Here is a 15312-nt window from a genome sequence, read left to right on the forward strand (position 1 = left end):
TGGGGGAGGCTGGGTAGGGGTGATGAGGGCTCAAAGATAACCTCAATCCCCGGCATACCCCACAACCACCGCCAAAAACGCATCGCCATAGCGGTCGAGCTTGCCCTGACCCACGCCGGGCAGGTTCAGCATGTCATGGGGATGGGTCGGCCGCGCCAGCGCCATGGCTTTTAGCGTTGCATCGTGGAAAATCACATAGGGCGGCACACCTTGGGCCTTGGCGATCTTGAGGCGCTCGGTGCGCAGCGCCTCGAAGAGCCCGCGCGCATGTTCTGGCACGTCGGTCGCGGTGCGCAATTGCCGCCGCACCTCGACCGATTTCCTCGGCCGGTCCTTGCGCAGGGTCACGCTGCGCTCTTTCTTGAACACTCCGCGCGCACCCTCGCCCAGCGTCAGCGCGCCATGGTTGGCGTGGTCGACGACGATCAGCCCCATTGCCGTCAATTGCCGCAGGACCGACTGCCAGGCCTTGGCATCGAGCTCCTGTCCCTGCCCGAACACCGGCTGGTTCTGGTGCCCGAAACGCTGAACCTTTTCGGTTTCCTTGCCCACGAGCACATCGATCACATGCGCCGCGCCAAACCGCTGCCCGGTGCGATAGATCGCCGCCAGCGCCTTGATCGCGGCCTCCGTCCCGTCCCAGCTCTCGACCGGCGAGCGGCAGGTATCGCAATTGCCGCAATTGCCCTCATGCGCCTCGCCAAAATGGTTGAGGATGGCCTTGCGCCGGCATTCCGCCGTTTCGCAAACCCCGAGCAGCGCATTGAGCTTGCCGTGCTCGACGCGCTTGATCTCGTCGGGCGCATTGCCCTCGTCGATCATCCGCCGGCGCTGCACCACATCGGCCATGCCATAGCTCATCCAGGCATCGGCCGGCTGTCCATCGCGCCCGGCGCGGCCGGTTTCCTGATAATAGGCCTCGATAGAGGCGGGCAGGTCCATATGCGCGACATAGCGCACATCGGGTTTGTCGATCCCCATGCCGAAGGCGACGGTGGCGACGAGACAGAGCCCTTCTTCCTTCAGGAACGCATCCTGATTGGCGCTGCGCATTTCCGCGGGCATGCCCGCATGATAGGGCAGCGCCCGAATGCCCTTGCCCGAGAGATAGTCGGCGATGTCCTCGACCTTGGCGCGGGAAAGGCAATAGACGATGCCGCTCTCGCCCTTGTGGCCCGAGAGGAAATCGAGCAATTGCTCGCGCGCCTTGTCCCGCTCGACGATCGAATAGGAAATGTTGGGCCGGTCGAACGAGGTCGTAAAGACCTCCGCCTGTTCGAGCCCTAACCGTTCGATGATATCTTCGCGCGTCGTCGGATCGGCCGTTGCCGTCAAGGCAATGCGCGGCACGCCGGGAAAGAGTTCGACGAGGTGGATCAGCTCGCGATATTCGGGCCTGAAATCATGGCCCCATTGGCTGACGCAATGGGCTTCGTCGATGGCGAAAAGCGCGATATCGACGCCCGATAGCATATTGGCGAAGCCTGGCGTCGCCACCCGCTCCGGCGCCACATAAAGAAGATCGAGTTCACCCGCCCGCAATTTCCGGCGCACTGCGCTCTGCTCTTCGGCCGAGAGCGAGGAATTGAGCGCCGCGGCCGCAACGCCGGCTTGCTTGAGCGCCTCGACCTGATCGCGCATCAGCGCGATCAACGGCGAAACGACAATGCCGACGCCCGGCCGGCAGATCGCCGGGATCTGGTAGCACATGGATTTGCCGGCGCCGGTGGGGAACAGCACGACGGCATCGCCGCCCTTGACCAGCTGGTCGATGACCTTGGACTGCTGCCCGCGAAATTGCTTGTGCCCAAAAATCTCGCGCAGAACATCGAGCGGGGTCAGCCGTTCGGCGCGATGGGGCGAAAACAGATCAAATGAATCGAGCGCTTGCACGCGACCCTTGAATCATGAGGGCGGGGTGAGCCGCAAGGGCATCCGCCTCGCCTATCCCCTACACATAGCCGAGAGCGGCGAACTGCTGATCGAACCACCACCAGCCCATTGCCGTCAGCGCAGCAACGATCGCCAGAGCGATCCAGCCGGCGGCGGTGAGGTTCTTATGGTCAGGCGTGCGGTATTCGAACCGCTCGCCGAAAAGGAGGAAGATCAAGCCAAAGACGAGACACAGCGGCACAAGCGCAAAGACGCGCAATTGGTAGCTCACTTGCGCCGCGCCGGCCTGCGCTTCCTGCAGCGGAAGCCAGAGAAAAAAGTAAAGTGCGCCAAGCCCGACGGCGATCGCTAAAAGCCCGCCCAGTCGTAACAAAAGTCCGCGTCCCATGCCGTGCTCCGCCCTCAGGGGCGCAGAAACTGGCACGGCGCCTGCGGACAGGCAAGCTGTCTGCCCCTAGTGATGGGCGTGCTGCTCGGCATTGCGCTTGCGGGTCGCAGCAGCCTTCTTGGCCGAAGCGGATCGCTCTGCCGCCGAGCGGCTGGCCGCTGCCTTGCCGCCTTTTTCGCCGCCCTTGTGCGCCGCGGGGTGGCCCGTATCCTTGCCACGGCCGGAGCCGGATTTCTTGCCGCCGCCATCGTCCTTGTTGACAGTAGCCCAGGCGCGGCGCTCGGCCTCGTCCTTGCCGAGACCCTTCTTCTCGTAGCCTTCCTCGATATGTTCGGCCTTGCGTTTCTGCTTATCCGTATAGGCGGATTTGTCGCCTTGGGGCATTGCTTCCTCCTGTTTCAAGACTGCGGGCGGCCCATCGAAGGACGTCGCCATCGTCAGGAGCAACGGCATCGCCATCGGCCGGTTGCAGCCAGGCTGATCACAGTATCGGGGAGGAAGATTTCATGGGCTTACTGAGATAGGCCGAGCCCCGCGCCACGAACCGCCAGGGCGTCTCCACCCCCTTGCTGATCCCGATCCGCGGCCCCGCCGCGACATCCTGCGGCGCCGATCGCGGCAGCAAAACAAACGGCGACACATCGAGCGGCAGGCGGTCTTGCTCGAGCGTGATCCCCAAGGCCTCGGCGAGCTTTCCCGGCCCCGAGCAAAGCTGCTTGTCGCCAACGCCGCCCCGCCGCTCGTGCATCTGCGCCAGCCCCATTGTCGGCCTTAAAGCCCGCACCAGGATGGCGCTGCCCTTGTGGCAGACGAAGTTGAGGCAGTAGTGAATCCCGTAGATCTTATAGACATAGGCATGCCCAGCCGGTCCGAACATCGCCGCATTGCGCGGCGTCGGCCCGCGGAAACTGTGCGAGGCGGGATCGCCCTCGTCATAGGCTTCCACCTCGACGATTTCCCCACCGACGCCATCGACGAGCAAGGTCGCGCCAACAAGGTCAGGCGCCACCACCGTCACGGGACGATCGAAGAAATCTTTCGAAAGCGGCGAAACGGCCACGCGTCACGCCCGCGAAAGCGGGCGCCTCGCCAGCCCTGTTTCAGTTGGCCGGCGACCCCGGCTCATTGGACCCCGATCCGCCCGGGATCTTGTAGGTCCATTTGTGGGTACCCGCATATCGCTTCTGCGCCGCATCGCTCCACCAGGAAATCACGAAGAGCCCGAGATCGAGCTTGGGAACCACACCCTCGGTCTCGAAGGACCGCATCTGCGAACGAGGCTTGATCCGTAGCGTTCCAGCGCCGAGCCGGACTTTGATCCAGGACATTGGAACCTCCTTGGATAGGCAAGAGTCTCGTCAAAGCGGCTGTCACTGTCAATTGGCCGGCCACCACCGGGAGAATGAAATTTTCTCCCGCCTGGCCGACCCCTCAATCGACCCGGCCGCGCGCCGCGACCGGCACCGTCTCGACCACAGCCTCGCCCCGCACCAGCGTGACGGTGTCGAAAAGATTGCTCACCGGGCAGCAGTGATTGGGAACGATGCGGATCACGTCGCCGATCTTGGGCTTTACGCCACAGGCCGAAACGTCGAGCGTGCCATGCTCTTCGCTCAGCCCCACGATCTTTGCTTCGGGGAAATCGAGAACATAACCGTGACCTTGGAGGCCCAGGAGATCGCTGGTCAGCGTCTTGCTGCCGGCATCGATGATGGCCCGGCTCTCGGTCGGCCGCGACACCACCGTCGCCAGCACCGCCAGGGCGCACTGGTCATAGGTCGCGGCGCCCGCCGCCACCTGCGAGCGGTCCATATAGATATAGGTGCCCGGCCGATATTCGGTCGCGACCCCGGCTTCGCTCATGTGCCAGATATCCGGCGTCCCGCCCGTCGTGATTTCGGGCAGGGCCACGCCCTTGTCATCGAAAAGCGTCTTGGCATCGGCCAGCCAGTCGGCTGCCTCGTGATATTTGCCGGCCGCGGGATAGGTCATCAGCCCGGCAAAGGCGAGGCCCGGGGCCGCCGCGATTCTCTTCGCCAGCGCAAGCGCCGCCTCGGGCGACTGCACGCCGCAGCGCCCCATGCCCGTATCGCATTCGACAAATACGCCGAGCGGCTTTGCGGAATCGACAAAGGTCTCGGCAAGCCCATCGACGGTGTCGGCGCTGTCGGCCACGACACGAATGGTCACGCGGTCATGCAGTGCTTTCAGCCGCGCGCGCTTCTTCTCGCCAACGATATTAAACGTGAGCAACAGGTCAGCCAGCCCGGCATCGGCCATCACCTCGGCCTCGCCGAGCTTTTGCACAGTGATGCCCACTGCCCCCAGTTCCACCTGGCGCTTGGCAAAGCGCGGCAGCTTGTGGGTCTTGATGTGCGGTCGCAATTTGATGCCGGCCCGGTTCGCCGCATCCTGCGCGTTCTTGAGATTGGCTTCGGCCTTGTCGATATCGACCAGCACGACCGGGGTTTCGAGTTCGAATATGGAGGTCATTTGCCCCTCAGCACTTCATCGACGAATCGGAGATTGCCCGCCGTCAGTCCGGCATCGACTGGCAGGAGCGTGCCGGTAATGCCCGAGGCGGCATCCGAGCACAGGAACAGCGCCGCATTGGCCACCTCGACCGGGGTCACCATGCGCCCGAGCGGATAGTGCGGCAAGACATTGTCGAGGAGCGTCGGATCGGCCGCCAGCCGATGATCCCAGGCCGGCGTCCGCACCGAGCCAGGAGCGACGACATTGGCCCGCACGCCTTCCGCGCCACGCTCGACCGCAATGCCCTTGGCATAAGCGACGAGCCCGGCTTTGGCCGCCGAATAGGCCGGGTTGCCATAATGGGCCATGGCATTGACGGACGAGATGAACACCAGTGCCCCGCCACCCCTTTGGCCCATGGCGGTAATGATCGGGTCGGTCAGCGCATAGGCGCCATTGAGATTGATGTTGAGTTCGCTCGCCCAGACCTGGTCATCGACCATGCCGAAGTGCTCGGCCCGGGTAAAACCCACATTGGCCACCACGGCATCATAGACGCCATGATCGGCAATGTCGGCCGACACCGCCGCCCGCGTCCCGGCCATGTCGGCCTGATCGAAGAGCACGCTGCGTACGAGCGGCAGCCCATCAAGAAGGCCGGCCTCGCGATCCGCTCCAACGACAAGCGCGCCAGCCTCATGAAACACCAAAACCAACGACCGCCCGATGCCGCCACCGGCCCCGGTGATCAGCACGGTCTTGCCGTCTAGGCGGAAGGGATTTTCCGACACTTTTGTTCCTCCAACGTGCGGGTAGTCCGGCACTAGGTTGTGTGGACAGTTCAGTCAGAGCGAGCCGAAAATGCCGGTTTTCGAGAAGTTCTGAGTGCTCAGAGAAAGGTCCAGTGGACCTTTCTCAGCGAAGAACGCCCATAGAGCTACGCTCGTAGGGCTTTGACGGAGCGTACATCAGTACGTGAGCACCGGAAGCGGAGAAAACTGGCGTTTGCAGGCCGCTATGGCCAACCGGGCGCACGACCTACGGCCCTTTATACGCCACGCAGTCTATCTCGACCTTGCAATCGACCATCATGCGGCTTTGCACGCAGGCCCGCGCTGGCGGATGCTCGCCGAAATAGCTCTTATAGACGCCGTTGAAACTCCAGAAGTCGCGCGGGTCATCGAGCCACACGCCCACCCGCACGATGTGCTCGGGCCCATATCCAGCTTCTTCCAGAATGGCCAGGACGTTCTTGATCGTCAGGTGCGTCTCGTCGACGATCGAGCCCTTGACGATCTCGCCATCCTTCATCGCCACCTGGCCCGAGACATAGAGCCAGCCGCCGGCTTCGACGGCGCGGGCAAAGGGCAGGTTCTGGCCACCGGCACCCGATTTTTCAGCGCCATAACGTTTGATCGGCATCGGCCTCTCCTCGATAGAGATGAAATTCAATTTCTTTTCTCACCCGAAAAGCGGCTGAAATGAAGCCAAATCCGGCTCATGAGGCCCATAAGAGTGTAAATTTCTTACGTGAAGCCGCCCGATCTCTATGATAGTCTCTCAATCGGCGTCGCATCCGGGCGCCCGCAATTCTTGCAGCTGGAAGCCTGTCGTGCGCGTCTTCACCGCGGCCCTCGCCACCGAAACCAATACCTTTTCGCCCATTGCCATCGACAAGCGCGCCTTCGAGGCCTCGCTTCACGCCGGCCCTGGCGAACATCCGGCGACCCCAACGCTTTGCACCGCGCCGATCACCGTCGGGCGCGAGGTCTGCGCCCGCGAGGGCTGGACCCTGATCGAAGGCAGCGCCTCCTGGGCCGACCCCGCGGGGCTCGTCGCCCGCGCCACCTATGAAGAATTGCGCGACGCCATTCTCGATCAACTCCGTGCCGCCATGCCGGTCGATGCTGTGGTCATGGGCCTTCATGGCGCCATGGTCGCCCAGGGCTATGACGATCCCGAGGGCGATCTTCTGACCCGTATGCGTGAGATCGTCGGCCCCGATGTCCTCATCTGCGCCGAACTCGACCCCCACAGCCACCTCACTGCCAAGCGCGCCGCAGCGGCCAACTTTTTCGTCTATTTCAAGGAATTCCCGCATACCGACTTCGTCGACCGTGCCCGCGACCTCTGGGACATCGCCGTTAGCACCCTCAAGGGCGAGATCAAGCCGGTCATGTCGATCTTCGACTGCCGCATGATCGACGTTTTCCCGACATCCAAGCAGCCGATGCGCGGTTTCGTCGACAAGCTGCTCACCCTCGAAAAGTCCGAACCGGGTCTTTTGTCTCTTTCGGTCGTGCACGGCTTTATGGCCGGCGACGTGCCGGAAATGGGAACCAAAGTGGTCGCCGTTACCGACAATGATCCGACGAAGGGCGCAGCCTTCGCCGAAACGCTTGGCCGCGAACTCTTTGCCATGCGCGGCACCTTCATGGTTGCCCAGGTCGATGAAAACACCGCCGTGACCGAGGCCATGCTCGCGCCCAAGGGGCCTGTGGTCATTGCCGATGTCTGGGACAATCCCGGCGGCGGCACGGCGGGCGACGCCACCGTTCTTCTTGCCGAACTCATCCGCCGACAAGCGACCGACGTTGCCGTTGGCACCATCTGGGACCCGATCGCCGTCCAGATCTGCTTTGCCGCCGGCGAAGGCGCCGAAATCCAGCTCCGATTCGGCGCCAAGTCTGCGCCCTATACGGGCCAGCCCATCGACAAGCGCGTTACGGTGAAAAGGCTTATCCGCGACGCCCAGATGCGTTTCGGCGAGAGTTTTGCGCCTTTTGGCGACGCCGCCTGGATTCACTTCGACGGCATCGACGTCATCCTCAACTCTACCCGCGCCCAGAGTTTTGATCCCAGCCTTTATTCGGCCCTCGGCATCGACCCGAAATCGCGGAAAATTCTGCTGATCAAGTCGACCAACCATTTTTACGACTCGTTCTCGAAAATCGCGTCCGAGATCATCTACTGTTCGGCCGGCAAACCCTATCCCAACCGCCCGGCGGAAACCGACTATCGCAAAGCGCCAAAAACCATCTGGCCGATGGTTGAAAACCCATGGGGCTGATCTACCCCGCTCTCGATTGTCACCCCGGCGAAGGCCGGCGCCCATCCTGAAATCTCAAGATGGCTCCCCGCCTGCGCGGGGATGACAGCCGGTTCATGACGATAGCCTAACCAACTCCGCCTTCCCCACACGTCGACGCTAACGGACTGCTAACAGAAAGCCGCCGCTCGAGACCGGCGGTCTGGGTAATTTTGTGCTTTTCTTATTCGGCTGCCCAATGCCCATACATGATCGGCATGAGCCCGACGAGCGCCTTGAACCGCTCCCAGCTCTTCCGCTCCGGTAGCGTCCACCCGGCCTCTGCCACCGCTGAAAGCCTAGGAAAAACAAGACGATCGAAGATCGCGCGATCGGTCATCGATTCCGACCAGATGCAGCTCTGGACGCCGAGCAGGTGCTTCAGTCCCTCTTCGGAAAACCCTGCCCGCGCCTCGAATTCATAAGTCTCCTGCGGTCCCGACCACCCGGCCCACCCGGCGCCGGGCTCCGCCCAGGAAATTCCATTCGCCATATCAAGGTAATAACGCTGGCCTGGCGAAACGACGATGTCGAAGCCGCGCTCGGCAAGCGCGGCGTTGATCTCCACATTGCGCCAGCCGATGACATAGGATTTTGCCTTGTCCACCGCATCGCCATGGGCTGCTTCTTCCCAGCCACCGGTTATCGCGCCCTTGGATGAGATATAGGCATGGACGCGCTTGATGAACTCGGCCTGGAGGATCGCCGTGGGCGAACCTTCGATTTCGTCTGCGCCGTGGTGATTGCCCAACTGGTTGAACTGCTTGGCATGTTTTTCGCGCATCGCCGGACCAGCAAGCGTCTCGATCATGTCGAGCGCCAGCGGCGAGCCCGACCAGGCAGCCAGCGGCACCTCGTCGGCGCCGAGATGGAAGATGCCCGCCGGAAACAGGTCCAGCACTTCGTCGATCACCGTCTCGACGAACTTATACACGGGCTCATGCGCCGGATTTAGACTGTTGTTCGGAAAACCCTGGACCGATTGGTATTCGCCGGTCTCGTTCGGGTCGCGCAATTCGGGGAGGGCCTGCAACGCCGCATAAAAGTGCCCAGGCATGTCAATCTCGGGGATTATTGTGATCCCGAGACTATCGGCGAGTGCAACAATCTGCCGAACGACATTTTTGGAATAAAAGCCACCTGTCGGCTGCGGTCCCGAACCGAGCAGTGGCGGAAGCGCCTTACCATGCCCGCGCCAGGCAGCGACTTCCGTCAGCGCCGGATAGGCGTCGATCTCGATGCGCCAGGCCTCGTCCTCGGTCAGGTGCCAGTGGAACCGGTTCATCTTGTTCCAGGCCATGATCTTGAGAAGCTGGCTGACTTCGGCACCGGTATAGAATTGGCGCGCCACATCGAGATGCGAGCCGCGGAAACCGAAGCCCGGCTCATCGGTGATCGTACCACCTGTGGGGAAGCTGAAAGTGTGCGGATAGTGTCGCGCGCCGCGCAGGATTTGTCCAAGCGTGACAAGGCCATAGAACATACCCTGCCGCGTGCTGGCGGCAATGCTGGCGCGATCCTCGCCAAAGCTCAGTTCATAAGCCTCCGGCCCGAGGCCCGCCTTTTCGATGACATCGACCGGCATGCCGGCTTCCGAGGCCGGGCGCACGATGGCTTCGACCGGAAAGAGGTCGTCGACAAGCCCGGCAAAGGCCGCGGCGGCGCGGTTGGCCGCTTCGCTCTGCGGTTTGAGATCGAGCCCGACCGGCGCGATCCGGCCGCCGGTCGTTGCGACGGACTTGGGCCAGGGAATGATCGGGTGGGCAACCGGCGCCTTGGCTGGCACCGGAAATTTCGCCGCGCCTTTCAGCAGCGGCGCGTTGTGCCCCTTGCCCTTGGTCGGCTGGGTGGGAATGGTGACGACCTGACCATTCTCCAACACCACATAAGCTGAATTTGCGCCGTCGCTCCAATGCCTTAGCCCATAGGAGAGACCGCGCGCCGTTGCCGTCCAGGTGGCACCAGGCTCAAGCACGAAGCCGTCGGGCGGCGCGATCAGCGTGTGGTTCGAGAGGCGCTTCAGGAGCTTGCCGTTCTCGAGCGTCGCATGCGGATCGACGCGGGCGGGCCCTGAAAAGCCGAGCTCAAAGTTACTCGCTGCCTCGTCCCCGATATTGGTGAGTTCGATGCCGTAGCCGAGCGGCTCGGTATCGGAGGCGGGCGTCCAGGTGGTGACGAGAGAAAATTGCGCAGTCATGACAATCTCTTTGGCTGGAAAGGCCGCCGCTCGGATGGGCGCAGGGCCGGAAAATCGGGTCAGTCGCCGAGCGGCTGTCCATCGTCGCCGTCGCGATTGACGACGAGCTGGTGCTTGATCCGCCGCATGCTCGCGACCGCTGCCGGACCGAGGCGGGTTGCAACGGTTTGCGAAAGCACATCGACCGTCGCCAGGAAGGCATAACGCCCAGGGGTCGGCCGCAGGATATCGGCATTCTCATGCCAATTGACCGGCAGCAGGATGTCGGACTGCGCCGAAACCATCGAGCCCGAGCGCGTCGCGACAACCCGCGTCAACCCATATTCCTCTGCGACCGTCAGGGTCTTGGCGAGCTGGGCATTGTTGCCCGATAGCGAAAAGGCCACGATGACCGTGCCCGGCGGCGCAGCGGCGACACGCATCAATTGCAATTGGTGATCGTCGGTCGAAGCGACCTTGAGGCCAAGGCGAAAAAGCCGCGTTTCGATTTCGCCGGCCATCATCGAAGAGGCCCCGCCCGACCCGAAGGACAGCACGAAACTCGATTTCGCAATGCTTTCGGCTGCCCGCTCGACCGCGGCGAAATCAAGGTTATCAAAGGTTTCGTAGATGATCGACTGGATGCCATTGACGACGCCCTGGGCGATCTCGTGCACCGAACTCGGGCCCGCTGCGGGCGCAAAGTAGCGCTGGCCGACAAAGCGGGACTGGGCCAGCCGTACCTTGAAATCGGCATAGGAATCGCACCCCAGACGCCGGCAGAAGCGCGTTACCGTCGGCGGCGACACGTCGGCATGGGCGGCGAGATCGACGATGCTCATCTTGAGGACGCTGTCGACATCGGCGAGGACGATCTCGGTCAGCGCCCGTTCGGAGCGGGTGAAGTCGTTCTTCTCGGTCTGCAACAGTCCGACAATGTCGAGCATTTCCCGCCTCCCCCGGTCTCCTCGGCCTTAGTAGACAGCCAGGCCCCGTGCGTCGAAGAGATGAGCATCGGCCACCGAAAAGCTGACGCGCAGCGGCTTGCCATCGGCGATCTCCGGATTGCCTTCGAAAAGGCCGATAAAGGCTTCCCCCCCGGGCAATGTCGAATAGGCGATGGTGTGGATGCCGAGGTGCTCGACGATATTGGGCACGGTCTCGATGGTGAACTCGCCTTCGCCCAGGCTCATGTGTTCGGGCCGAATCCCGACCGTCACATCCTGGCCGGCAACGGCGGTGCTCGTCCGCGGCAGCCGCAGCATGCCGAGCGAGCCAAGATCGACTGCAACGGTCGAGCCATCGGCGCTGCGCACCTTGCCATTGATGAAATTCATCTTGGGCGAACCGATGAAGCCGGCGACGAAGAGATTGTCGGGCTTGTGGTAGAGGTCGAGCGGCGAGCCGACCTGGCTGATTTCACCGGCATTGAGCACGACGATCTTGTCGGCCATGGTCATGGCTTCGATCTGGTCGTGAGTCACATAGATCATGGTCGAACCGAGCCGCTTGTGCAGCTCCATCAGTTCGATGCGCATTTCCGAGCGCAGCGCCGCATCGAGGTTCGACAGCGGCTCGTCGAACAGGAAAATCTTGGGCTGGCGCACGATGGCGCGGCCAATGGCGACGCGCTGGCGCTGGCCGCCCGACAGTTGGCCCGGGCGGTGCTGCAGCCGCGATTCGAGCTGCAAAACCTTGGCCGCAGCGCCAACGCGCTTGTCGACTTCGGCCTGGGGGAGTTTTTCGACACGCAGCGGGAAGGCGATGTTCTCGTAAACGCTCATATGTGGATAAAGCGCATAGGACTGGAACACCATGGCGATGCCACGCTCGACCGGTGGCAGATCGTTGACGACCTTGCCGCCGATCTCGATCTGACCTTGGGTGACGTCTTCAAGGCCGGCGATCATGCGCAGCAGCGTCGATTTTCCGCAGCCGGAAGGACCGACGAAAACCACGAATTCACCCTCGGCCACCTCAAGGTCGATGCCCTTGATGATGCGGGCTTCGTTGAAGGATTTTTCGAGGCGCTTGAGGCTCAGTTGCGACATTTTTGCGCGGCTCCGGTCGGCGGGTCGGTTCCCGCGGGCAGGCATTCTGGGAAATGGTGGCCACCGCCGCCCTCAAGAGGGCGACGGCGGGATCAGACGAGGTTACTTGTACTGCTCGAGTTCGGCAGCGGCCTTTTCGAGGGCAGCCTGCGGTTCGGCAGCGCCGGTCACCACCGACTGCACCATCTCGATCAGCGTGTTTTGCAGGCCGATATAGTCGGTGAACAGCGGCTCGGGACCACCGAATTCGATGCCGTCGAGGAACGGCTTCCAATAGGGCTTTTCTGCCAGGAGTTCAGCAGTCTGCGGTTCGAGCGGACGGAGCGGGGTCAGGCCCTGTGCCATTTCGGCGTTCCACTGGCGTTCGCCGGAGGTGATGTACTTGGCAAGGCTGGTGGCCTGTTCTTCGACGCCGGTGCCCTTGAAGATGGCGAGAGCGTCGGTGATCAGCAGCGTGCCGGGACCCTTGGCATCCGGACCGAGCGGGAGCGGGGCAACACCCCAGTTCATGCCCTTTTCGGTCGCAAGGTTGCCGGCATTGGGGGAGGCTTCGATCATGGCGACGCCACCGTCGAGCCAGATCGCACGAACTTCGTTCTGTTCGTAGGCGGTCGGGCCTTCTTCGGAATAGGGCGTGATGTCCTTGATCGCAGTCAGGGCGGCCAGGACCTGCGGGGAGTTGATGACGATATTGCCATCGGCGTCGATCACGAGACCATCATTGGTGTAAACCCAATGAAGGAACTGGTGCATGGTGTTGTCAAAAGTCTTGGCGACAAGGCCATAGCCCGCGGCGTCGGTCTTTTCGGTGATCTGCTTGGCGAAAGCGATCTTTTCTTCCCAGGTCTTGGGCGGGGTTTCCGGATCAAGACCAGCTTGTTCGAAAAGGTCCTTGTTCCAGTAGAGGGCCTTGGTCGAGAAGGCGACCGGAACGCCCCACTGCGTGCCGTCGAAGGTCACGGTTTCGGGAACGTAGTTGTAGTAGCCGGCCTTTTCTTCGTCGGTCATCGGCACCGGAACGATGAGGTCGTTCTGGGCGAACTGCTTGAGCGTGCGCGAGCCCACATAGGCAAGAGCAACGGGCGTACCGGCAGCGGCAAGCGTCGTCACTTTATCCTGGCACTGGCCCCAGCCGACCACTTCCGGCACGACCTTGTAGCCCGGGTTTTCAGCTTCCCACTCGGCGAAGTATTCGGCATAGCCGGCGGTAAGCTCGTCGCCGCAGTTGATGAAGGAGATTTCCTTCACGTCCTGGGCGAAGGCACCGGTGGCGGCGCTGGTCAGTGCCAGCATCGACACGGCCATCAAACCGATAGTCTTGTTCATTCTAGTCTCCCTTGATGTGGGTCCCCTCGGACCCTCTCAGGAGGCCGTCCGTCGTCTTGCGAGGCGCCGAACGGTCTCCAATTCCCTGTTGGTCTGGCTTATTGCTTCACGGCACCGGCGGTCAGGCCGGCGACGAGATAGCGCTGCAGGAACACGATCACGATCATGACCGGCAGGATTCCGACAAAAGAGGCCGCCATCAGCTCGTTCCAGATCACCTCCTGCTTGCCGAAGAAGGCGAAGAGCCCGATCGGCAGCGGCATGAATTCGGTCTTGGAGTTGAAGGTCAGCGCAAAGATGAACTGCTGCGCATAGGCGCCGATAAAGGTCATGATGGCGACAACTACGATGCCCGGCATGGCGAGCGGCAGGATGACCCGGCGCAGCGTATAGAGCCGGCTCGCGCCATCTACCCAGGCGGCCTCATCGAGCTCGCGCGGAATGCGCATCATATAGGTGCGCAGAAGCCAGATGGACGACGGGATCAGAAAGGCTGCGCCCGGCACGATCATGGCGAAATAGGTATTAAGGAGGCCAAGGCTGCGCATGAGGCGGAAGAGCGGAATGAGAAGAACCGCGCCCGAGAACATGTTGACCGCAAGGAACATGCCGAGCAGCACGCCTGCCCCGGCAAAGTTGAAGCGGGCAAAGGCATAGGCAGCTGGCACGACGATTATGACGACAATCAGCGTCACCACCGAGGAAATGAAGAAGGAATTGAAGATGTGCATGCCGAGCATGGGAACCGAGCTCCACATGTTCACATAGGCATCGAAGGACCACACCTTCGGGATGAAGCTATACGGCGTCGAAAAAAGCTGCGACAGCGGCTTGAGTGAAACCAGGAACCCCTCGATGAACGGCGCGAGGACGAAGAACAGGAACAGCGCGATGCCGAGGTAGAGCCCTGCCACCTCGTACCACTTGTAGCGGTCGATCATGGCCTTGGTGCTGCGCACGCGGGCCTTTGGCTTGACGACGGCAGGACTGTCGACGGCTGCGACTTCGGTGGTGCGAGCGACGTCGCTCATTTGGCTTCTCCCTGCGAGAGCTTCCGGACCGCCCGGAAATAAGCGAGGCAGAACAGCGAGACGAAGATGCAGATGACGACGGCGCGCGCGGCACCTTCCCCATATTTGCGGCTGCCCATGGCGGTCTTGTAGGTGTCGATGATCATCGTGGTGGTCGAGCCCGACGGGCCGCCCTGAGTCAGGATCCAGATGATATCGAAGGAATTGAACGTGGCGATGAGCGAGAGCAGGCTCATGGTGATGATCGCCGGCACCATCAAAGGCAACGTAATGCGGCGGAAGCGATAGCCACGGCCAGCGCCATCGGTCCAGGCGGCCTCATAGAGATCCTTGGGGATCGACTGCATGGCGGCCAGGAAATAGATCGTAACCATGGGCACACCGATCCAGACGTCGGTGATGATCGTCGCCCAGAAGGCGGTGTTGCCATAGGCGAGCCAGGCAACCGGGCCATTGACGATGCCGAAATTCTGCAGGAGGCCGGAAATCATGCCGAACTGGCCGTTATACATCCAGCCCCACATGAAGATGCCGATCGCCATGGGCACGATCCAGGGCGGCATTGTCAGGACGCGGAAGAGCGTCTGGCCGGGAATGGCGGCATTGAGGAGCACCGCGCCACACATGCCGATGATCATCTTGATCGAGACCGAGAAGAAGGTCCAGACGAAGGTGCGGATGATGACGTCGGTGAAATTGCCGGCGCCGAAGATGCGCAGGTAGTTGGCCCAGCCGACGAAGTCATAATCCTGGCGCAGCGAGGCGTTGGTAAAACTCAGGATGAACGTATCGAGCAGCGGATAGGCGACGATGGTGAGGATATAGATCAGTGCCGGAGCCAGCAGGGCAAAGGCGAAGAGGGTGGCGCTTCTGGTGCTGGTCAT

General features: G+C 62.1%; 15 protein-coding genes. 1 reads left to right on the top strand and 14 read right to left on the bottom strand.

Features of this window, described 5'->3' with window-relative positions:
* Nucleotides 1-42: 42 nt before the first annotated feature.
* From recQ to VW35_RS14035, 8 genes are all read right to left on the bottom strand, one after another.
* Nucleotides 43-1893: a DNA helicase RecQ gene (recQ, locus tag VW35_RS13995; RefSeq protein ID WP_046143691.1), complete on the bottom strand. Its 1851-nt coding sequence runs from the start codon at nucleotides 1891-1893 to the stop codon at nucleotides 43-45.
* A 58-nt stretch (nucleotides 1894-1951) separates the two neighbouring features.
* Complete coding sequence (locus VW35_RS21820) at nucleotides 1952-2281, bottom strand: hypothetical protein (RefSeq protein WP_200896899.1); 330 nt, start codon at nucleotides 2279-2281, stop codon at nucleotides 1952-1954.
* A gap of 66 nt (nucleotides 2282-2347) precedes the next feature.
* Nucleotides 2348-2665 carry a hypothetical protein gene (locus VW35_RS14010; protein WP_046143825.1) on the bottom strand — a complete coding sequence of 106 codons (318 nt, stop codon included), beginning with the start codon at nucleotides 2663-2665 and terminating at the stop codon, nucleotides 2348-2350.
* 97 nt (nucleotides 2666-2762) lie between these two features.
* Nucleotides 2763-3341 (bottom strand): DNA-3-methyladenine glycosylase, encoded by a 579-nt coding sequence (locus tag VW35_RS14015; protein ID WP_046143692.1) that lies wholly within the window; start codon nucleotides 3339-3341, stop codon nucleotides 2763-2765.
* Between the two features lie 40 nt (nucleotides 3342-3381).
* The gene (locus VW35_RS14020) at nucleotides 3382-3609 is read right to left on the bottom strand and encodes a hypothetical protein (protein WP_046143693.1); all 228 of its coding nucleotides are present in this window, start codon (nucleotides 3607-3609) and stop codon (nucleotides 3382-3384) included.
* 103 nt (nucleotides 3610-3712) lie between these two features.
* A complete protein-coding gene (locus VW35_RS14025; protein WP_046143694.1) occupies nucleotides 3713-4774 on the bottom strand; it encodes a D-TA family PLP-dependent enzyme in 1062 nt (353 codons plus the stop codon).
* Entirely contained in the window at nucleotides 4771-5547 is a 777-nt protein-coding gene (locus VW35_RS14030) for an SDR family oxidoreductase (protein WP_046143695.1), read from the bottom strand. The genes VW35_RS14025 and VW35_RS14030 overlap by 4 nt, the downstream gene beginning before the upstream one ends.
* 247 nt (nucleotides 5548-5794) lie before the next feature.
* Entirely contained in the window at nucleotides 5795-6178 is a 384-nt protein-coding gene (locus VW35_RS14035; protein ID WP_046143696.1) for a RidA family protein, read from the bottom strand.
* Between the two features lie 190 nt (nucleotides 6179-6368).
* On the opposite strand from VW35_RS14035, the gene VW35_RS14040 reads away from it, so the two are divergent.
* On the top strand, nucleotides 6369-7826 hold the full coding sequence (locus tag VW35_RS14040; protein WP_046143697.1) for a M81 family metallopeptidase: 1458 nt from the start codon (nucleotides 6369-6371) through the stop codon (nucleotides 7824-7826).
* 202 nt (nucleotides 7827-8028) lie between these two features.
* Here the strand turns inward: VW35_RS14040 and VW35_RS14045 are convergent, their stop codons facing one another.
* From VW35_RS14045 to VW35_RS14070, 6 genes are all read right to left on the bottom strand, one after another.
* Nucleotides 8029-10041 (bottom strand): beta-N-acetylhexosaminidase, encoded by a 2013-nt coding sequence (locus VW35_RS14045; RefSeq protein ID WP_046143698.1) that lies wholly within the window; start codon nucleotides 10039-10041, stop codon nucleotides 8029-8031.
* 59 nt (nucleotides 10042-10100) lie between these two features.
* Complete coding sequence (locus VW35_RS14050; protein WP_046143699.1) at nucleotides 10101-10967, bottom strand: MurR/RpiR family transcriptional regulator; 867 nt, start codon at nucleotides 10965-10967, stop codon at nucleotides 10101-10103.
* Nucleotides 10968-10994: 27 nt separating this feature from the next.
* Nucleotides 10995-12071: an ABC transporter ATP-binding protein gene (locus VW35_RS14055; RefSeq protein WP_046143826.1), complete on the bottom strand. Its 1077-nt coding sequence runs from the start codon at nucleotides 12069-12071 to the stop codon at nucleotides 10995-10997.
* Between the two features lie 102 nt (nucleotides 12072-12173).
* Nucleotides 12174-13376, bottom strand: a complete 1203-nt coding sequence (locus tag VW35_RS14060) for an ABC transporter substrate-binding protein (RefSeq protein WP_046143827.1) — start codon at nucleotides 13374-13376, stop codon at nucleotides 12174-12176.
* A 119-nt stretch (nucleotides 13377-13495) separates the two neighbouring features.
* A complete protein-coding gene (locus VW35_RS14065) occupies nucleotides 13496-14338 on the bottom strand; it encodes a carbohydrate ABC transporter permease (protein ID WP_046143828.1) in 843 nt (280 codons plus the stop codon).
* An 86-nt stretch (nucleotides 14339-14424) separates the two neighbouring features.
* Nucleotides 14425-15312 carry a carbohydrate ABC transporter permease gene (locus VW35_RS14070; RefSeq protein ID WP_046143829.1) on the bottom strand — a complete coding sequence of 296 codons (888 nt, stop codon included), beginning with the start codon at nucleotides 15310-15312 and terminating at the stop codon, nucleotides 14425-14427.

Source organism: Devosia soli, from assembly GCF_000970455.1.
GTDB classification, from domain to species: domain Bacteria; phylum Pseudomonadota; class Alphaproteobacteria; order Rhizobiales; family Devosiaceae; genus Devosia; species Devosia soli.